General features: G+C 64.1%; 18 protein-coding genes and 1 tRNA gene. 8 read left to right on the top strand and 11 right to left on the bottom strand.

The features are described from left to right. Positions 1-22: 22 nt before the first annotated feature. Together moaA and HIM68_RS02510 are read left to right on the top strand one after the other, a co-directional pair. Entirely contained in the window at positions 23-1,111 is a 1,089-nt protein-coding gene (gene moaA, locus HIM68_RS02515) for a GTP 3',8-cyclase MoaA (RefSeq protein ID WP_172169326.1), read from the top strand. Further along, a complete protein-coding gene (locus tag HIM68_RS02510) occupies positions 1,112-1,357 on the top strand; it encodes a MoaD/ThiS family protein (protein WP_139467091.1) in 246 nt (81 codons plus the stop codon). Positions 1,358-1,389: 32 nt separating this feature from the next. On the opposite strand, the gene HIM68_RS02505 is transcribed toward HIM68_RS02510, so the two are convergent. Together HIM68_RS02505 and HIM68_RS02500 are read right to left on the bottom strand one after the other, a co-directional pair. Beyond that, positions 1,390-2,592 carry a ThiF family adenylyltransferase gene (locus HIM68_RS02505; RefSeq protein WP_172169323.1) on the bottom strand — a complete coding sequence of 401 codons (1,203 nt, stop codon included), beginning with the start codon at positions 2,590-2,592 and terminating at the stop codon, positions 1,390-1,392. Positions 2,593-2,629: 37 nt separating this feature from the next. Further along, positions 2,630-3,847: a molybdopterin molybdotransferase MoeA gene (locus HIM68_RS02500; protein ID WP_172169320.1), complete on the bottom strand. Its 1,218-nt coding sequence runs from the start codon at positions 3,845-3,847 to the stop codon at positions 2,630-2,632. A gap of 120 nt (positions 3,848-3,967) precedes the next feature. Between HIM68_RS02500 and HIM68_RS02495 the strand changes: the two genes are divergently transcribed. Next, complete coding sequence (locus HIM68_RS02495) at positions 3,968-4,816, top strand: CPBP family intramembrane glutamic endopeptidase (protein ID WP_367647416.1); 849 nt, start codon at positions 3,968-3,970, stop codon at positions 4,814-4,816. Between the two features lie 282 nt (positions 4,817-5,098). On the opposite strand, the gene HIM68_RS02490 is transcribed toward HIM68_RS02495, so the two are convergent. After that, complete coding sequence (locus HIM68_RS02490; protein ID WP_172169317.1) at positions 5,099-6,568, bottom strand: peptide MFS transporter; 1,470 nt, start codon at positions 6,566-6,568, stop codon at positions 5,099-5,101. Between the two features lie 147 nt (positions 6,569-6,715). Further along, positions 6,716-8,026 carry an MFS transporter gene (locus HIM68_RS02485; RefSeq protein ID WP_229663914.1) on the bottom strand — a complete coding sequence of 437 codons (1,311 nt, stop codon included), beginning with the start codon at positions 8,024-8,026 and terminating at the stop codon, positions 6,716-6,718. Between the two features lie 252 nt (positions 8,027-8,278). On the opposite strand from HIM68_RS02485, the gene HIM68_RS02480 reads away from it, so the two are divergent. Together HIM68_RS02480 and HIM68_RS02475 are read left to right on the top strand one after the other, a co-directional pair. Continuing rightward, entirely contained in the window at positions 8,279-8,698 is a 420-nt protein-coding gene (locus HIM68_RS02480; protein ID WP_039210811.1) for a phage holin family protein, read from the top strand. Between the two features lie 72 nt (positions 8,699-8,770). Then, a complete protein-coding gene (locus tag HIM68_RS02475; protein ID WP_139467084.1) occupies positions 8,771-9,001 on the top strand; it encodes a hypothetical protein in 231 nt (76 codons plus the stop codon). Positions 9,002-9,095: 94 nt separating this feature from the next. Here the strand turns inward: HIM68_RS02475 and HIM68_RS02470 are convergent, their stop codons facing one another. After that, a complete protein-coding gene (locus tag HIM68_RS02470; RefSeq protein ID WP_253903692.1) occupies positions 9,096-9,839 on the bottom strand; it encodes an alpha/beta fold hydrolase in 744 nt (247 codons plus the stop codon). Between the two features lie 133 nt (positions 9,840-9,972). Then, a complete protein-coding gene (locus tag HIM68_RS02465) occupies positions 9,973-10,878 on the bottom strand; it encodes a universal stress protein (RefSeq protein ID WP_139467079.1) in 906 nt (301 codons plus the stop codon). Between the two features lie 863 nt (positions 10,879-11,741). Here HIM68_RS02465 and HIM68_RS02460 point away from each other — a divergent pair. Beyond that, positions 11,742-11,969, top strand: coding sequence for a hypothetical protein (locus HIM68_RS02460; protein WP_139467077.1), 228 nt, complete (start codon positions 11,742-11,744; stop codon positions 11,967-11,969). A 186-nt stretch (positions 11,970-12,155) separates the two neighbouring features. Continuing rightward, positions 12,156-12,228: transfer RNA gene (locus HIM68_RS02455), tRNA-Ala, on the top strand. 103 nt (positions 12,229-12,331) lie between these two features. On the opposite strand, the gene HIM68_RS02450 is transcribed toward HIM68_RS02455, so the two are convergent. From HIM68_RS02450 to HIM68_RS02430, 5 genes are all read right to left on the bottom strand, one after another. Further along, positions 12,332-12,904 (bottom strand): methylated-DNA--[protein]-cysteine S-methyltransferase, encoded by a 573-nt coding sequence (locus HIM68_RS02450; protein ID WP_310650269.1) that lies wholly within the window; start codon positions 12,902-12,904, stop codon positions 12,332-12,334. Between the two features lie 63 nt (positions 12,905-12,967). Beyond that, on the bottom strand, positions 12,968-14,425 hold the full coding sequence (locus tag HIM68_RS02445) for a DNA-3-methyladenine glycosylase 2 family protein (RefSeq protein ID WP_172169311.1): 1,458 nt from the start codon (positions 14,423-14,425) through the stop codon (positions 12,968-12,970). A 32-nt stretch (positions 14,426-14,457) separates the two neighbouring features. Next, on the bottom strand, positions 14,458-15,483 hold the full coding sequence (locus HIM68_RS02440) for an arsenic resistance protein (RefSeq protein WP_172169308.1): 1,026 nt from the start codon (positions 15,481-15,483) through the stop codon (positions 14,458-14,460). 14 nt (positions 15,484-15,497) lie between these two features. Further along, a complete protein-coding gene (locus tag HIM68_RS02435) occupies positions 15,498-16,277 on the bottom strand; it encodes a YggS family pyridoxal phosphate-dependent enzyme (protein ID WP_139467073.1) in 780 nt (259 codons plus the stop codon). Between the two features lie 41 nt (positions 16,278-16,318). Continuing rightward, a complete protein-coding gene (locus tag HIM68_RS02430) occupies positions 16,319-17,809 on the bottom strand; it encodes a PLP-dependent aminotransferase family protein (protein ID WP_139907976.1) in 1,491 nt (496 codons plus the stop codon). 108 nt (positions 17,810-17,917) lie between these two features. Here HIM68_RS02430 and HIM68_RS02425 point away from each other — a divergent pair, with 108 nt between their 5' ends. After that, entirely contained in the window at positions 17,918-18,613 is a 696-nt protein-coding gene (locus HIM68_RS02425) for a YitT family protein (RefSeq protein ID WP_172169305.1), read from the top strand. The last annotated feature ends 18 nt before the right edge of the window (positions 18,614-18,631 follow it).

The raw sequence follows: 18,631 nt of genomic DNA, 5'->3' as shown, positions 1-18,631 counted from the left end.
GCTGTTCAAGGAGGATGACGCAATGGAGAAGATCGGCCTGCCCATGCCGGTGCTGAGAACTCCGACGGTGGACCCGGGCGAGGAGTTCACCGCTCATAAGGAGGACTCGCTGCTCGACACCTTCGATCGCCGCGCTCGCGACCTCCGCATCTCCCTCACCGACTTCTGCAATCTGCGCTGCACCTACTGCATGCCGGAAGAGGGCGTCGAGTTCATGTCTCGCGACTCCGCAATGTCCGGTGACGAGATCGTCCGCTTCGTCCGCATCGCCGTGGAGAAGTTCGGCGTCGACCAGGTCCGCTTCACCGGAGGCGAACCTCTCACCCGCAAGGACATCAACGAGATCATCGCCGGCGTCGCAGCACTGGAGCCGCGACCGAACATCGCACTGACAACGAACGCGATCGGCCTGGACAAACGCGCCGCGGGGCTGAAAGCGGCGGGACTGGATCGCATCAACGTCTCTCTCGACACGATCGATCCGGAGACCTTCGCGACCATGACCCGGCGCCCGTTCCTCAAACGTGTGCTCGAGGGCATCGACGGGGCGAAAGCCGCCGGTCTCAACCCTGTGAAGATCAACGCTGTGCTGCTGCCGGGGGTCAACGATGCACAGGCTCCTGATCTTCTGCAGTGGTGTCTCGAGCAGGATCTGAGCCTGCGGTTCATCGAACAGATGCCCCTGGATGCCGGACATTCCTGGGAGCGGACGTCGATGATCACCGCAGCCGACATCTTCGCCCTCCTCGAACCCCGATTCGTGCTCACCCCGGATTCGGCCCCGCGGAACGGGGCCCCGGCCGAGAAGTTCCTCGTCGCCGATCGACGCCGTCCCGATTCGATCCTCGGCACTGTCGGCATCATCGCTTCGGTCACGCGTCCCTTCTGCGCCGACTGCACTCGCACCCGCCTGACCGCGGAGGGACGTGTGCGCACCTGCCTGTTCTCTCGCACCGAGGTCGATCTGCTCACGGCGATGCGCGATGGTGCCTCCGACGAATCGATTGCGAACCTATGGAAGGGTGCGCACTGGAAGAAGCTCGCCGGTCATGGGATGGACACGGATTCGTTCGAGCAGCCACAACGACCCATGAGCGCCATCGGAGGATAAGTGCCCACCATCACCGTTCGGTTCTTCGCCGCAGCCCGGGAGGCCTTCGGCGCCCGCGAATCACAGATCCGTGCCGGGTCCGTCGATGAGCTCGTCACGTCCCTCGCCGAGGCGGCCGACCCCCAAGCCGCGACCGTGCTGTCGCGCTCGAGCTTCCTCGTCAATTCCGTGGCCGCCACCGATCGGTCCGTGAAACTGTCCGACGGTGACACCGTCGATGTCCTCCCGCCGTTCGCCGGCGGGTAGGACCTTGAACGGCGAGATCGGTTGAAGCCTCGTCAGCTCTGCTCTGGAGCCGCCTGTGACAGATAGGCGAGATATCCGCCGTTGACCGACGTCACTGCCATGCCGTGTGAACGCAGCTGCGCAGCGGTCTTCGCCGAGCGCACCCCCGACCGGCAGTAGAGGGCGATGCCGTGCGGCCGTGCTGGGGCGGCATCAGAGAAGGCGGACGTGTCCGCTGTGTCGGGAGTCGGCAGGCGGCTGGGATCGGCGAGCAGCTCGTCCATCGGAATGTGAATGGCACTGGGGACCATCCCCGAGGCGACCTCATCGTCATCGCGGATGTCGACGAGGATGGAGTCGGCCTCGACGTCCGCCCAGGTCACGGTGGCCGGCCCCAGAAGGCTTTCCCCTGTGGTCGGGCCGGCTGTTCTCTCTGCGGTGTCGTCGGTCTTGAGTGAGTCGAACGTGTGCTGGGCGTAGTCGCCGCGGTGCTGCCCGAGGTCTGTCACCGGAGGCCTGCCCGGAATCGGTCGCACCGGGACCGTCTCCCAACTGGTGTCGAGGCTGCTGTGGATGGCCACGCTGTTGACGAGCGGTGTGCCGATTCCGGTGAGCACCTTGATGGCCTCCATCGCCATCGCGGATCCGATGCTTCCGCACAGGGGCCCGAGGACTCCGGCGACCGAACAGTCGGGCACACTGCCCGGAGCCGGAACCTCGGGGTAGAGGTCGCGCAGTGTGGCGCCGCGTTCGGCATCGAAGACGGCGACCTGACCGTCGAAACCGAGGATCGTCCCCCACACGAGTGGGATTCCGAGAATCTCACAGGCATCGTTGGCAAGGTAGCGGGTGGCGAAGTTGTCGCTGCCGTCGACGACGATGTCGACGCCTTCGAAGAGTTCGAGAGCGTTGTCCGGAGTGAGCAGCTGCGGAATCGTCCGGACCTCGATCGACGAATTGATCCCGTTCATCCGCTGCCGGGCGGAATCGATCTTACGAGTGCCGATGGCCGCCTCGGTGTGGATGACCTGGCGATGCAGATTGCTCAGCTCGACGACATCGGGATCGATCACGGTGATCGTGCCGATGCCGACGGCCGAGAGGTAGCTGAGTATCGGGGCGCCGAGTCCCCCGGCACCGATGACGAGAACATGCGAGTCGAGCAGTGCGGCCTGCGCGCTTTCACCGAATCCGGACAGTCGGATCTGCCGGGCGTAGCGGGTCCGGTCGGCAGGACTCAGGCGTGAAGTCGACATGACCCCATCCTAATCCGGAAGGGAGGGAGGGAAGGCGTCAGCACTCGAGGTAGTCGATGGCCGTGCCTGCGCACAGTTCTGCTGAACCATGCGGGGTATCGGTGCCGCGCGGGATTCTGATGATCACATCGGCCGCGGCGAAGCTCGGAAGCCTGGACCGGTCGGCAGGGAGGATCTCCCCTGATTCGGTGAAGGTGCCGGGACGGAAAGTGACGGCGTTTCCGTGTGTTCGCAGATCGGGTCCTGCGAGAAGTCCCTTCCGCCATCTCCGTCGCAGGCTCTTCCCGGTCAGCAGCGAGCCGACAAAGAGGTGGAAGGCGACGAAGGCTCCCTGTGGAGTGCCGGGCAGATGGATGAGCGGCAGAGTGCCGCGGCGTCCGAAGCCCTGAGGCGATCCGGGTCGCATATCCAGTCGGCGGAACGTCGAATGGTCGGGTTCCAGGACCTGACGGACGACTTCGAAGGCACCGGCGCTGATACCTCCGGTTGTCACAACGAGGTCGGCCTCGGCGCTCATCGTCGTGAGCACACCGCGCAGCTCGTCGGCGTCGTCGCTGCACGTGGCTTCGATGGATTCGGCACCGAAGCCGCGGACTGCGGCGGCGAGCATCGGCAGGTTCGAATTGAAGATCGAGGAGGCGGCCGCCTCGGTGCGACTCTCACCTGTCTGGTCGGCACCCTGGATTTCGTCCCCGGTGACGATCAGACCGATGCGGGGTCTGCGGAGAACTTCGATCTCGGTGATGCCGAGCATCGCCAGCACGCCGACTCCGGCCGAGGTGATCCGCTCCCCGGCGGTCAGGACGATGTCGCCCCGGCACATGTCCTCACCGATCGAGCGGATGTTCCACCCGGGCGGGACAGCGGCGGGGAGGGAATCAATTCGGATGGCTTCGGGAGCCGGCCCGGTCTGTCGAGCGTCGGTCAGCTCGACAGGGACGACCGCCTCGGCGCCGGAGGGAACGGGAGCACCTGTCATCACGCGCACAGCGCATCCCGTCTGCAGCGTGACGGCGGAATGTCCGGCGGGGGTGTCGCCGACGACTCGAATGGCGTTCCCGTCGCGGGCGGAGTTCAGGGCCGCGCCGTCGAGGGCGAAACCATCCATCGCCGAGGCGGCGAAGTCGGGCACCGATCGCGGAGCTCTGATGTCCGAGGCCGTGGTGCGCCCGACGGCGCTGCGTACCGGCGTCGTCTCGGTGTGGAGATTCGGTGCCAATTCGGCGATGAGCTCGGAGTAGTCCTCTGGGTCCAATGATGTCCTTCCCTCGCTCCGATCCTACTTGTGAATCGGCGGAGCCAGACGCGATGATTCGGTGCGGCACTGGTCGAAGTTCCGGTGCGACTCGGACCGGGTTCGTCTACAGTGTGGAGCGTGGACACTGACCGAGCAGTAACCATCGAATCCTCACAGTTGAAACCGCTCAGCTGGGAGGCCGCTGCGGCTGCCTCGCTGGCGGTCTCGGCGGTTGTGCTCTTCGGCCTGGGAACGACGTTTCCGCAGGTCCGCGCCTTCGGATACGCACCGATGCTCGCGGCCCTGATCATCGCGTGGAGTGTCAATCGGAGTTTCGCCAGAGACCTCAGCATCATCGCCGCGTGTCTCGCTCTCATCTCGGCGATATCGGTCGAAGCCGATATCTCGTGGTCGAACATCGCACGCATGGGCGTTGTGCTCTCGGCCGTCGTCATCGGCCCTTGGCTCGTGACTCGTTATGTGTTCGAAGACAAGACGATCCAGTTTCCGCTGCGTCGCGGCCAACCCTGGTCGCGGCTGGAATGGGCCTGGCTGGTCTTCGTCGTTGTGGTCGCCTGGGCAGTGCTGCCGCAGTACTTCATGCGCACCGGGGTCTACCTCAACTGGCCTCCGCTGACGAACTGGTCGGAGATCATCCGACTGTTCTTCGGGGTCAACGCCGTGGGCATCTGGGACGAGCTGTTCTTCATCTGCACGGTCTTCGCGCTCCTGCGCAAACACTTCTCGTTCTGGACCGCGAACATATTCACCACGATCATCTTCGTCTCGTTCCTCTGGGAGCTCGGCTACCGGTCGATCGGTCCGCTGCTGACGATCCCCTTCGCACTCGTGCAGGCCTTCATCTTCAATCGCACGAAATCGCTGCCGTATACGGTCACGGTGCATCTGCTCTTCGACGCGCTCGTGTTCCTCACGATCGTCCACGCCCACCATCCTGACGCGCTGCCCATCTTCATCGGCGTCTGACTCGGGGGTCGCGTCCCTCGCGCTCGCCGAGGCTGTGCGGCGCTGTGCTCGCGATTTGCCGCGCCAGCGTCACGCCCTCCCGTTGGTCGCACGCCCTCCCACTAGTGCCAATTCATACCGTTGCTCCCGCATCCCTCACCCGTCCGGCCACACCCTCGTGCTGCAACGCTCTGAAGCGACACTGCGGGTGAGGGATGCCCGCCCGGAAACGACGAAGGCTCCCGTGAGGCGGAGACCCACAGGAGCCTTCGGACTGCGCTGGCTATGCCCGAAGCTACTGAATCAGCGGATTCCGCGCAGCAGCCCCAGCATCGGCTTCGTCAGCGTCAGCGCGAGCAGGCCGAGCACGACCGACGATCCGCCGACCGACAGCCAGTAGGGTGCCTGGTTGCCGGCGTCGAAGTACCCGCCGAGCACACCGGACAGTGCCGTACCGACACCCGAGGCAAGGAAGAACACGGCGATCATCTGCGACTGGAAGACCTTCGGAGCGACCTTCGTCGAGAACGACAGGCCCACCGGCGAGATGAGCAGCTCACCGAAGACGAATACGGCCAATGTGAGAGCCACCCACAGCAGCGGAGTCTCATTGGGGCCGGCCTCAGCGAAGGGCAGGAACATGAGGAAGCCGATGCCGATGAGCACGAGTGACAGTCCGGCCTTGACCGGTGTCGAGATCTGCTTGGGTCCGAGCTTCATCCACATCGTCGCGAACAGCGGGGCGAAGACGATGACGAAGAACGCAGGGATCAGCTGGATCCAGTTGATCGGCATCTCCCATCCGAAGATCGACCGGTTGAGCTGAGTATCCGAGTAGACGGTCAGCACTCCGAAGATCTGCTGGTACATCGACCAGAACACCACAACCGTCAGGAAGAACGGGATGAAGGCGAGAACACGAGAGCGTTCGTCGGAGTTCGTCTGCGGCGAGGTGTACATGACGATGAAGTAGCAGGCGGCCGCTCCGGCAGAGATCCCGGCGATCCACCAATCGAGGTTTTCCGCGTTGACGATCTTCGTCATCCATAGAATGACGGCGAGGAGAATGACGACCACGACGGCCACGATGAAGAGGTAGAGCTTGTTCTTCGGCAGCGGATTGACTGCAACACGAGACTCCGGCGGCAGGCTCTTGCGACCGGTGAGGTAGATGATCAGGCCGAGTGCCATACCGACCGCGGCGGCCCCGAATCCATAGTGGAATCCGATGTTCTTCTGCAGGAGTCCGGTGAGCAGCGGGCCGAGGAGGGCACCGATATTCACGCCCATGTAGAAGATGGTGAAGCCGGCGTCACGACGCGGGTCCTTCTCTTCGTAGAGTTCACCGACCAGCGCCGAGGCGTTCGCCTTGAGACCGCCCGAGCCGAGCGCGACAAGGATGAGGCCGACGGCCACTCCCCCGAAGCCGGGGATGAAAGCCAGGCAGATGTGGCCGACCATGATGATGATCGCGGAGTAGAAGAGGACCTTCTCCGCTCCCGCCAGCCGGTCGGCAATCCAGGCGCCGAGGATCGTGGCGAGGAAGACGGCACCGCCGTACGCACCGACGATGCCCACGGCCGTACCCTGCTCCATCCCCATGCCGCCGTCGGTGACGCTGAAGTAGAGGTAAATCGCGAGGATGCCGTTCATCCCGTAGTAGGAGAATCGCTCCCACAGTTCCAGGCTGAACAGCTGCATGAGCGGCAGAGGGTGTCCGAAGAAGCGGGTATCGCTGCGGACGGCCTCGGTCGTCGAGGTGCTTGAAGACATTGTGTGCTTTCCGTAGTGGTGTGAGAGGCCACGATCCGTGGCGCATTTCACGATGGACCAGCGGACATCCTACTCCTCGGTTATGTCCCGGTCACACCTGGCAATGCCTGGGACACGCCGTCCCAAAACACGGAAAGTCGAAGTGATTCAGATCTCTTCCTCGGCTCCGTCGACGCGCTGCCGTGACGGCTTGTCAGAGCTCAGATCGCGGCGCCTCCCGACGAACAGATTGAGGACACCGGCACACAGGACGATCGCCGAGGCGGCCACCGGGACGGCCATCGCCACGGCCGTTCCCCGATCCTCGGCGAGGATTCCGTTGATCGCCGAGGACACCGATTGGCCGACGATGATCGCCGACCCCGCCATCGACATCACGGTCGCCGACCGTCCGAGCGGCGCACGTTCGGCGGCGAGGCTGAAGAGGGTGACGAGGCTCGGGCCGATTCCCGTGCCCATGAGCAGCAGAGCCATGACGATGATCGGCATCGATTCCGTCGACGCGAGGATGACCGATCCCGTGACCAGAATGGGCGCGAAGCACAGCAGTCGCGCCCACAGAGCGAACGCAGAGGGGAACAGCGCCACCGAGATCGCCAGCACCGCAGAGCCGATGCCCATCACTCCGTAGATGAGACCGGCCTCCTCCGGCCGGCCGATGTCGTTGGTCAGCGCGGTGAGAGCGGTGAGGGTGGAGCCGAACACCATTCCGACGCCGAAGACACCGAGGATGATGACGAAGACACCGGCGGTGAACATGTCCTTGGCGGGGGCACGCTCGCCGAGGCTGCTCGACGTTCCAGTCGAACGCGCCCGCCCGGTCGGGTGGAGTGCGAAGGCGGAGACGAAGACGAGCGTCATCACGATCGCCCCGATGATGGGCGCGACCGGGGTGAAGAAGGTCGCCAAGAGTCCGACGAGGAAGGGTCCGAAGACGAAGATGACCTCATCGGCTGCGGATTCATAGGCCATCGTGGCATTGAGCACCTTCGGCCGCCTCGACAAGGGCAGCACGGACATGACGATGTCGACGAGGCGAGACCGCGACATCGGCGCGACCTGAGGTGAGGTGGCACCGATCGCGAAGGCGGCGATGAACACGACGAAATCCGGCAGCGGGCTGAAGACGACCCACGCCATGAAGGTCAGCGCCAGGCAGTTGAGGATCCCGGCGATGAGCAGAACATAGCGCTGACCCCACCGGTCGGCGGCCGCCCCGATGAAGGAACCGAACAGAGCCGTGCCCAATCCGACCACAGCTGAGTTGATCCCGCCCAAGCTCAGCGATCCGCGGCCGGCCACAACGAGGGTGAGCACACCGACGACGATCATGGCGAAAGGCATGCGGGCGACGAAGGCGATCGGGAAATAGCTGCGTCCGACGGCCGAGAACAGAGTCGGTGAGGACTGCTGCGCGGTGGTGCGCCGAGCCGAGGCGGGCATGTCGCTGTCTGTCATATCAATCCAGTTTCTGCTCCCGCTCGTCCGGGAGGTCGTGCCGCCGTGGTGACCTGGATCAAATCACTCGGTAGGTGCACGCTGTTGGTCTGAGAAAGTCGAACCGAAGGGTTCACCTTCAGGCTACTGTGTTTGGCGATCCGATTCGAGTGCCAATGCACCAAGCGACGTTGAGTTTGATCACCATGGCACGGACCTCATTCCCATCCGCGACTCAGAAAGAACGCAGATCGGTCTGCGAGGATGACGGCTATGAACTTCTTGTCTCGCGTCATCGTCAACGCCTGTGCGATCTGGGTGGCGGCCTGGATCCTGCCGGGTGTGACGATCACAGGGAACCGGGTCGTCGAGGAGCAGGCCGGCGCCATTCCGGCGATGATCATCTCCTACCTCGTCATCGGCCTCATCTTCGGATTGGCGAATGCCTTCATCAAACCGATCCTCAGCTTCGTCTCGGCTCCGATCACGTGTCTGACCCTGGGACTGTTCTCCATCGTCATCAACGCGATCATGTTGGCGCTGACGAGTTGGCTCAGCGGGTTCACCCCGTTCGAGTTCACCATCGATTCGTTCTTCTTCTCCGCCATCTTCGCCGCGATCATCGTCTCGATCGTCTCGGCTCTGCTCGGTTGGCTGGTCCCGGAGCGAAGCGCCGAACACGACCGGAGATGAGCAAAGTCCTCTACGCGATGTAGACTGTTGCTGAGAGTCAGCTGACCACCAGAAACATCGCCGGAGGAGACCATGTCCGATATCGCCGCCCCGAAGAGAACCCGCAATTCAGCATCGTTCGCCGATGTCATCGTCTTCGTCTTCGCCTTCGCTCTGTTCGTGTTCGGACTCTACCTCTTCGGAGCCTCATTCTCCTCACCTGAGGGAACCGAGTTCTGGGTGTTCTGGGGTGGTCTGCTCGCGTCGTGCTTCGCATTCCTCGTGCCGATTCTCTACCGCTGGGCACGCGACTCCCGCCGCTGATCTCCAACACGGTTGAAGAGAAGGGCCGCTGCGCTGATGCGCAGCGGCCCTTCGTCGATTCACCGTATCTGCCTTGGGCCTGTCACGCGCCGAATCACCGGTCGATTCGCCGGTGGCAGAAATCCATGATCGCCGAGGCGGCCTCCTCCGACCGTTCATAGTGCACGAGGTGGCCCACCCCATCCAATTCCACGAATTCGACGTCGGGGAGCTTCTCCACGAATGCCCGGGTCGGGCCGATCGGGGCAATGGCGTCCTGATCGCCGGCGATGACGAGCGTGGGCATATTCAGGTGGTCGGCCACCTCGGTGACGGTGTGCGCGACGGACGTCGCGAAGGCCTCTGACAGGGACGCGCGGTCAGCGAACGACGAGAAGTGCCGCGAATGCTGATCATGGATGTACGAACGCAGGCCGGGGTCGCGAGTCGTGGCCATGGCCACGCTCATGGCCCGGACGATCACGGGGTTGCTCAGCAGGGAGCGACCGGCTCGCTCGGGCAGCCGCGCACCGAGGGCGTAATAGGCGCGGGTGACCGCGGTGAGGAATCGTGCGGGCCCTTCGAGGGCGGGGCTGGTGATCGGATTGATGAGCACGAGCTCGTCGACGACGTCCCGGTGGGAGGCCGCCAGGTGGCTGACCAGGATCGACCCGAAGGAGTGCCCCACCAGGATCGGTGTCACGCCCCGCTGCCTGCCCACCTCGGCGCGCAGAGCGAGGAGATGATCGACGAAGGCAGAGAGCGACGAACCCGAATCCAGCGGGGCAGTGAGACCGAACCCGGGCAGGTCGGGCACGACCACCTCGCGGTCGGTGATGCTGCCGGCGATGAGGTCCATTCCATGATGATCCCCACGGAAGCCATGCACCATCAGCAGCGGACGCCGACGCCGCTCACCCGGATGGATCCACGCGGCCGTGCTGTGGGAGCCCAGCCGGATGTCGGTCCGCTGTGATTGACGTATCCGCACCTCAGTCGGTTTCGGCGGTGTGCAGTCGACTCACGGCACGTCGGGGCACGACCACCACCGGAACGGGCAGGACACGCAGCAGACGGCGAGCCCTCGCACCGATTGCGACCTTGCCTCCGTGGCCCAAGCGGCTCGATCCGATGAAGGCGAGGTCGCCGGGCTGCCAGTCGATGGTCTCGGCGGCCTCTTCGATATCGGCTCCGGCCTTGGTTCTCACCGTCGCACGGCCAGAGGCCAGCATCTCCGAAGCGTCGTCCGCCAGCACCGCTCCCCCGTACTGTTCGGCGAATTCGGTGATCTCGGCGACCTCGTCGTCATAGAGTCCGTCGTTCTCGATCAGGGACAGCAGTCTGAGATCGACTCCGAGGCCGACAGCCGATTCGATGGCCGCTCCGATGAGTGACGAAGCACCTGGGCGGGCCCCGTAGAGTGCGGTCACCCGCGAGATCGGCCCGATGTCGGACCTGCCCGACGGGGCGAGCACGACGGGCACCGTCGACGAGTGCAGCAGCGATGAAGCGACCGTGCCGATGCGCAGTTGGCGCATCAGTGTGGTGGCCCGTGCACCGATGATGATGCCCAGTGCGCCTTCCTGCTCGGCGACCTCCATGAGGCCCTTGGATTCGTTCGAGGCGATGTGGATGCAGCCTCTGGCGCGGATGTCATCGGGGATGAGTGCCAGGGCTTCGTCCAGCCAATCGTCGATCTGCTGGGCCACGATCCCGGCCCCGTCCTTGGGCACGGCGCTGCCGGCGAGAATCGTCGATGATTCCGGACGGACGATGGTGACCACGAGTTCGACGTCGATGGAACGCGCGATCGAAATGGCCAGCGAGATCGCATCCCGGCCCCGATCCGTGGCGATGTATCCGACGACCAGACGTCTGGTGGTGGCGGTCTCTGACATCCTCAACTCCTCAAGCTGCGTGTCCGACTGATGCACGTCTCTTCCGATTCTACGTCGGCCCAAACAGCGCTTCGACCAACAGTTTTCACGAACCGTCTTTCTCGCCCGAACAGTCGAAGTGAAAATATTTGAGAAAATAATGAACAAAACTCCCACACGCAATGAAAGCTGTGCTAAATTCGACAGTGCAATTACGGATTCGCAGACACCACCCTGATTGCACCTTGACAATAGCGGACGTTGACGCCGTCCCCACGAGATCCACGACCATGAAAGGAGAGCAGTTACGATGATGAATTTTCTTGCAGGCCCTGACCTTCGAACGCCTTGGCATGAATACGCTGCCTGCCCGATTGGCGGACAAGGACTCGTCGGCTGACACAGCCGTCTCCCACGTCTTTTCCACCGGTTGGCTTCCGGCCACCGTTGTCCTCTGAGCCACCGGTTGCCTGATATCCGGCATTCTTCACGCCCGGCTTGTGTCCAGATCACTTTCGGCATCCCTGCTGTGCCCAGCACCGCCAGTTGCCGCACCTGATCCGGCCACTTCACGCCGACATCATTGAGTTCGGTCCGATCTGCTGCATTCGCGAGTGAGCGCCGTACCACCTGGCGCCTTCCGCTGTGCGGCCGACCAGTTCGGATTCATTGCCTATCGTATTCCGTTGCCATATCAGTGAATCTGTCATTGCAATGACCTATTCCCTTATTGGCAATTAGCTGCCTTTGTCATATGCACCCTTGCGCAGGCGATTCATTGTCAATGTCGCGACTTTTTCGGCAATTGTTTATCTGACCGCCATTCCGGGATATCTCCTGCCCATTTGCGGATATCCCCTGCCCGAAAACCACGAGGAATAATTGTGTCCACCACATTCCCATTCACCTATCCACGACGCTGGGCCCTGAGCACCGGAATGAAGCTCATCCGGTGGGCGCGCCGCCCAGCCCCGACACCCGAGTCTCGCCGCCTGAAGGTTGCCCGTCGTCAGCAGGCTCGCCTGCGCGAACACGCTCGCGAGCAGCGCGTACGTGAACTGCGCGAGCGGGATATCGTGCGCTACCTCAGCCAGGTCCGGCCGTTCATCTGATCCACCGCGGAGAATCCTCGGCGGATAGCTGACTCGCCGCGGCCCGAGTTCATCGGACTCGGGCCGCGGGGTCGGCCCCGATCAGTGCCTGAACACGGGGTTCCAGTATTCCCGCCCTTGTGGCGAGCGTCACTCTCCGCCGATTTGGTCTCTCACCCACACGTGGGTAATATTGATCAGGCAAGCGGGGGTATGGCGCAGTTGGTAGCGCGTCTCCATGGCATGGAGAAGGTCAGGGGTTCGAATCCCCTTACCTCCACCGCTGAAGGGCGGGGATCCAAACAAGGATCCCCGCCCTTCTTGCTACCTGACGGCGGCCCAGCAACCTGGCGCGAGGTTGCTGGGCCGCCGTCAGGTAGTAATTAGGGGCGGGTTTCCAGGGTGAGCAAGGTGCGTTTCTTTCCCTCTCCCCATGCGTAGCCGGTCAGGGATCCGTCCGCTCCGATGACTCGGTGGCAGGGCACGATGATGCTGATAGGGTTCTTTCCGTTGGCGGCCCCCACAGCACGCGCCGCACCGGGTCTTCCCAGCATCTCGGCCAGCTCACCGTAACCTGCTGTGCTGCCAAACGGAATCTGCGTCAGCGCCTGCCACACCGAGCGTTGGAATTCCGTTCCCTTCGCCGCCAAGGGCAGATCGAACTGTGTGCGCTGGCCTGAAAGGTACTCCCCCAGCTGTGCCTCGGCGCGGTGGAAGATCTCCAGGTCGTCTTCCGGAGTCGGTTCGACTCCGAACGTTCTGTCGAGTCGAGCATCGATCGCCTCGGAGACCTCGAGATAGAGACCAGTGAGATGGACTCCGTCGGAGGTGAGCAGGATCGGTCCTAGGTCCGTATCGAGGATCGTCGTATATACCGGCGCCGAGGCGGTCGGCAGCTCCATGGCAGCGGTGAACTTCCGTGCGGTGTCGGGTTGGGTCGTTGTCGGCGTGGTCATGTCTGCGCGTCCTTCGTGTCGGTGAGTCATGGGCAGAATCATTCGTTGCTCGGTCTCGGTCGGTCAGGCTGCTGGGCTGCGGGCGTGATGTGCCCACAGCAGGTGGGTGAGGTAGGAGCGCCAGGGACTGCAGTTCATGGCGACCTGTTTCCAATCGACAGGTGCCGCTGAACTCGCGTCGAGATCGGCGATGGTCTTCTTCACGCCGAGGTCGGAGTCCATGAAGACGTCGGGATCTCCGAGGGCGCGCATCCGGATATAGCCGTTGCTCCACGGACCGATTCCGGGCAGTGCCAGCAGATTCCGGCTCGCTTCCTCGCGGTCGCTGCCCGCGCCGAGGTCCACACTGCCCTCGGCCAACGCCTGCGACAGTGTCTGAATCGTCCTGATCCGACTCGAAGGCAACGCCCATTCGGATGCGGGGACAGCGGCGATCGCCTCGGCGGTGGGAAAGACCCTGTCGACTCCGCCGAAGCTCAGCTCCTCCGGCAGTGATTCTCCAACACCTGCGACGAGGCGTTCCAGATGGGTGCGGGCGGCGGCCAAGGAGATCTGCTGTCCGAGGACTGTCCGCAGAGCCAGTTCGACGGGGTCGCTGTGGCCCGGTGAACGAAGTCCTGGATGGTCGTCGACGAGGCGGCGCAGGCCCGCCGACCGCAGTGTATGGGCGATCGCCTCGGGGTCGGCATCGAGGTCGAGGAGGCGCCGGACTCGTGCGACGGCGCTGCCGAGGTCGCGGGTGTCGGCCAGGCGGAGACGGCAGTCAACGAAGTCCCCGTGCCCTTGCCGCACCGTGATCACGGCGGGACCGTGAGTCAGCCGCATCGACCGGGTGTAGGCGCCGTCCGAGACATTTTCGATCCCGGCAACGGCTCGTGCCTCGAAGTACCCCAGCAGATGCGCGAAGTCGAACGGCGGGCGATACGCCAATCGGAGTACGACTTCGTCGGTCACCGAATGTTCGGCACCGTCTCTGCGCAGCTGTCGTGGGCTGATCGAATACATCGTTCGGAAGGTGTCGTTGAACTGTCGGATACTGGAGAAGCCGGCGGCGAAGGCGATCTCGCTCATCGGCATCGAGGTGGCCTCGATGAGTGTCCTGGCAGTGCGTACCCTTTCGGTGCGAGCCAGCGCCAGAGGTCCGGCACCGAGCTCGGCGTGGATGAGGCGCCCGAGTTGGCGAGTGCTGTACCCGAGTTCGGCGGCGAGGGTTGCGACTCCTCCGCGGTCGACGGCACCGTCGCGGATGAGGCGCATGGCTCGGGCCACGACGTCTCCGCGGGTGTCCCACTGCGGCGAATTCGGACTGGCATCCGGGCGGCACCGTCGGCAGGCCCGAAAACCGGCGTCTGCCGCGGCCGCGGCCGTGACGAAGAAGTCCACGTTCTCCCGCCGCGGAGTCCTCGCCGGACACGACGGACGGCAGAAGATCCCGGTGGTGCGCACCGCGGTGAAGAACATTCCATCGAAGCGTCGATCACGGGAAGTGACTGCCTGATAACACTGATCGGAGGTGAACATAGTTCCATTGTCCGCCCCGAGGAGAACGATTACTAGCGGTTTTCGGCCACGGCAGTGGCCGGCACCAGACGAGGCAGGACGCGGACGAGGACGATCAGAACAAGAAGCTCGATGAGGGTCTGCGTCACGACCCCCGCTGGACCGATGCCCTCCCCGGTGATCGCACGAACGATCGGAAGCATGACCAGGGAATTGCGCGTGACGGCGGAGAGGATCACAGCACGTGATCGCCGCGGACCGACGTGCAGAGCCCGCGTGACGCCCCACCCGATCGTGGTCATCACGACAGCGAAGACTGCGAAGACGACGGCCACGGTCCCCAACTGTCCGGCGGAATGGGCGATCCTCGGGGTGACCGAGGCAGTGATGACGAGCAGCGTCAGCGTCATGACCGGATCCATCAGACGTGCGCTCGCGGCGAGGGGCCGGCCCAATCGTGGCGTCCGGCGGGCAAGTCGACGAACGACGACGGCGGCCGTAAGAGGAATGATGATGAACAGCACCAGCGCGCCGACGAGCGGACGAACAGGCAGATCGATGCTCAGCCGCCCTCCGGTGACCGCCCACAGCATCACGGGCAGCAACAGCAGCTGAGCGATCATGAGCATGGGAGTGAGCATCAGCAGGCGATCGGCGGCGCCTCCTGCAGCACGTGTGAACGCTATGACGTAGTCGATGCAGGGACACAGCAGCACGATGAGCACAGCCGGCAGCAGCGGATCAGCGATGTCGAAGACCGATATGAGACCGGCGACGACCAGCGGGACGATGAGGAAGTTCAAGGCCGCCGTCACAGCAAGAAGAGGCAGATCGCGAACCGCACGCAATCCCGTTTCGAAAGGGATGTCGAGGAACGTGAGGAAGAGCAGAGCGATGAGGCACGACGTCAGGGCGGTTTCGGCCAGAGCGGCGAATCCGGAGATTCCCGCACCGAGGATGACGCCGAGCACGGCACCGCCGAACCACCAGAGCGTCTGCGTCGAGGGGCGCCGAACGGCGTCCGAACTCGTCTGAGCCGATGGCTTGTCACGTCCGGACTCCGGGTGGGAAGGAGGCACAGCCGGTCGGCCGTTCAGTCGGCTTCGGGCCAGTAGTGGGAGTCCGGCAGCGCTCGTCGACCGAAGATGGCCTGCCCCACACGGACGCAGTCTGCGCCCTCTTCGATGGCCACTTCGAAGTCACCGGACATGCCCATCGACAGCCGCCCCAGGCCGAGAAGGTCAGGATCGGTTTCGCGAACCTGGTCGCGCAGACCGCGCAGAAGCTGGAAGCAGGGACGGACACGGTCGATATCCGAGGAGAAGACTGCCAAAGTCATCAGTCCCTGGACCTTGAGAGTCTCGAAGGCTCGCACCTCCTTGAGGAAGTCGAGGAGCTCTTCCGGCGGCATGCCGAATTTGGAGTCCTCAGAGGAGGTGTTGACCTGGACATACACGTCGAGGCTGCGTCCTTCCGCTTCGAGTCGACGGTCGAGGGCTCTGGCGACCTTGAGTCGGTCGAGCGCCTGGAATTCGCTGGCGAACTTCGCCACGTCCTTGGCTTTATTCGACTGGAGGTGCCCGATCACAGCCCAATCGATGTCGAGGTCGGCCATCTCCTCGGATTTGCGGTGGGCCTCCTGAACCTTGTTCTCACCCAACTTCGCACAACCGGCGGCAACGGCGAGGCGGATGCGTTCCTGGGGTACGGTCTTGCTCACTGGAAGCAGCTCGATGTCGGCGCGGTCCCGGCCGGCGCGCTCGGCGGCAGCGGCGATCCGGCGCTTCACCTCGGCGATATTGGCTCGGAACTCCCCGACGGTCGTCGCCGTCGAGTACTGCCCATCGTGACTGAGTCCGCTGTCGTCTCCCATACGGTCATCGTACTCAGGTTTTCCCTGCGTGCCCGCGATGTTCACGCCACGATGCGGGCCCGGTCGGTCGGTCCACGTCCGGTCATCGATTTGGCTTCCTCCCAGGCTGCGGCCAGTCGCGGCCCCACATGCTGCAGTTCGCTCTCCGTCACCGTATAGGGCAGGCGCACCCACCGATCGAGTCCACCGGCGGGGGCGAAGTTCGGTCCTGCGACGAGGCGGAGACCATGGTTTCTCGCGGCGATCGAGAGTACCCCGGAACGTGCCTCCGGCAGTTCGGCCCACAGCGCCATTCCACCGGAGGGGACGATGAGCTTCCACTCTGGCAGCCATGACCTCACCTGTGCGGCGAGCAGGTCTCGGGCGGCTCTGAGCCGGGAGCGGCAGTCGGCGACGACAGCATCGTGATTGCTCATGAGTTCGACCGTGACGAGCTGTTCGAGGACCGGTGCTCCCAGGTCGAGTCCGAGCCGGGAGGACGCGAAATGACCGATCCGGTGGCGGGGAATGCGCATCCATCCGATGCGCAGACCTCCCCAATAGATCTTACTCACACTGCCCACTGTCACCGCGTCCGTGATCAGCGCGGACATCGGAGTGGCCATCCTGCCGTCCTCGAGTTCCAGTTCGACGAGGGATTCGTCGAAGACGGGGACGACTCGATGCCGACGAAGAGCCTCCGCGAGCTCACTGCGCTGGGCTTCGGGCAGCAGTGCGCCGGTCGGATTGTGGAAGTCGGGGATGAGATAGGCGCTGCGCGGACGTGTCTGTCCCATCAGCTGCTCCATGGCGTCGATGTCCCAATGGTGCCCCTGAGTTCCGAACTCGAGGGGGTAGGTCACGAGAGCGGCGCCCGCGCCTTCGAGTGTGGCGATCGCATTCGGATAGGTGGGGCTTTCGATGAGCACCCGCGAGGTCGACCGTGCCCCGCCGCGGCGCGCGGACTCATCGGGTTCGACGTCGAGGAGGGCGCGGACGGCGATGGCCGCACCGCCGAGTGCCCCGGAGGTGATGAGAATCTGATCGGGGTCGGTCGGGGCGCCGCGCCGGGTATAGCGATCGGCGATGATCTCCCGCAGCACCGGTAGCCCAGAAGGATAGTACCCGGTGCCGGGCAGGTAGGCACCCAAACGTGACAGTGCCCGGTCGTAGGCGTCGAGGATATCCGGAGGTGCGACCGGAGCGGTGCACGTGAGATCGACCTCCGACTCGTCGCCGCCGGCAGGTGAGAGCAGGTGGTCGATGCGGCCGCCCGGGACGCTGGGCAGCTGAACGGTGCTGCCGGAGCCTCGGCGAGTGAGGATGTATTCCTGTTCCCGCAGCTGAGCGTACGCTCGTCCCGTCGTCGTGCGCGAGAGACCGGAGGCGGCTGCGAGTTCGCGTTCGCTCGGCAGCCTCGTGCCGACCGGGAGTCGTCCGTCGGTGATCGCCGCGGCCACTGCGGCGGCCAGCGATTCGTATGCGGGCGCCTTCCACGGTCCGTCTCCGATGATGCCGATGAGTCGTTTGGCTCCCAGGACCGGTGTGCTCATGGTTCTGACCTCATGGGACCACTTTCCACGAAGTGGCTATATCGCACAAGACCAATTTCGGTCATGATGGAAATGTCCCTCTGATCGCAACCCTCAGAAAGCCACCACATGACGAAGATGAGAGCCCCGAGGCGTCAACTGGCCAACGTCGGTCCCATCGCACAGCTGCGCGGCGGACGGCTGTGGCGGCGTCTCCCCCAGCTGGTCCTCGGCCTCTACCTCTTCGGTGCCTCGATGGCGATGATGGTCAACGCCGGCTTGGGCATGATGCCGTGGGACGTCCTCCACTCCGGCATTCAGAATCACGTGCCGCTGACCTTCGGCACCATCATCACGATTCTCGCGTTCCTCGTACTCCTCATCTGGATCCCGCTGCGCCAGCAGCCGGGGATCGGCACGATTCTCAATGCCCTCCTCGTCGGGCCGGCGCTCGACCTCACCCGCCTGTTCCTGCCCCGGCCCGAAGAACTCGGGTGGAACATCTCTCTCATGGTCACGGGCGTCGTCCTCAACGGGGCCGCCTCGGCGATGTACATCGGCTCCCAATTCGGGCCGGGCCCCCGCGATGGGCTGATGACCGGGCTCTCCCGCGTGACCGGACGCTCGATCCGCCTGGTGCGCACACTCATCGAAGTCAGCGTCGTCGCCGTGGGCTGGCTTCTCGGCGGAGTCGTCGGGGTCGGCACAGTCCTCTATGCCTTGGGGATCGGCCCGATCACCCAAGCTCTGCTTCCCGCCTTCACCGTCGAACTCCGTCCCCGGTCGAAGCCGACGACCGCCGCCGAGGATGCACCCGAAGACTGAGCGACCGTCACCTCTGCG

Source organism: Brevibacterium sp. CT2-23B, assembly GCF_013168765.1.
In the GTDB taxonomy this organism is placed as follows: Bacteria; Actinomycetota; Actinomycetes; order Actinomycetales; family Brevibacteriaceae; genus Brevibacterium; species Brevibacterium sediminis.
This window is presented reverse-complemented; position numbering and strand designations above follow the sequence as displayed.

Excerpts from the sequence above, each read along its gene's own strand:
- HIM68_RS02475 (WP_139467084.1), top strand. The coding sequence starts at position 8,771 with ATGTCCGATATCGCCGCCCCGAAGAGAACCCGCAATTCAGCATCGTTC.
- HIM68_RS02445 (WP_172169311.1), bottom strand. The coding sequence starts at position 14,425 with ATGTTCACCTCCGATCAGTGTTATCAGGCAGTCACTTCCCGTGATCGA.
- HIM68_RS02435 (WP_139467073.1), bottom strand. The coding sequence starts at position 16,277 with ATGGGAGACGACAGCGGACTCAGTCACGATGGGCAGTACTCGACGGCG.
- HIM68_RS02490 (WP_172169317.1), bottom strand. The coding sequence starts at position 6,568 with ATGTCTTCAAGCACCTCGACGACCGAGGCCGTCCGCAGCGATACCCGC.
- HIM68_RS02450 (WP_310650269.1), bottom strand. The coding sequence starts at position 12,904 with ATGACCACGCCGACAACGACCCAACCCGACACCGCACGGAAGTTCACC.
- HIM68_RS02425 (WP_172169305.1), top strand. The coding sequence starts at position 17,918 with ATGACGAAGATGAGAGCCCCGAGGCGTCAACTGGCCAACGTCGGTCCC.
- HIM68_RS02430 (WP_139907976.1), bottom strand. The coding sequence starts at position 17,809 with ATGAGCACACCGGTCCTGGGAGCCAAACGACTCATCGGCATCATCGGA.
- HIM68_RS02465 (WP_139467079.1), bottom strand. The coding sequence starts at position 10,878 with ATGTCAGAGACCGCCACCACCAGACGTCTGGTCGTCGGATACATCGCC.
- HIM68_RS02505 (WP_172169323.1), bottom strand. The coding sequence starts at position 2,592 with ATGTCGACTTCACGCCTGAGTCCTGCCGACCGGACCCGCTACGCCCGG.
- HIM68_RS02470 (WP_253903692.1), bottom strand. The coding sequence starts at position 9,839 with ATGGACCTCATCGCCGGCAGCATCACCGACCGCGAGGTGGTCGTGCCC.
- moaA (WP_172169326.1), top strand. The coding sequence starts at position 23 with ATGGAGAAGATCGGCCTGCCCATGCCGGTGCTGAGAACTCCGACGGTG.
- HIM68_RS02480 (WP_039210811.1), top strand. The coding sequence starts at position 8,279 with ATGAACTTCTTGTCTCGCGTCATCGTCAACGCCTGTGCGATCTGGGTG.
- HIM68_RS02485 (WP_229663914.1), bottom strand. The coding sequence starts at position 8,026 with ATGACAGACAGCGACATGCCCGCCTCGGCTCGGCGCACCACCGCGCAG.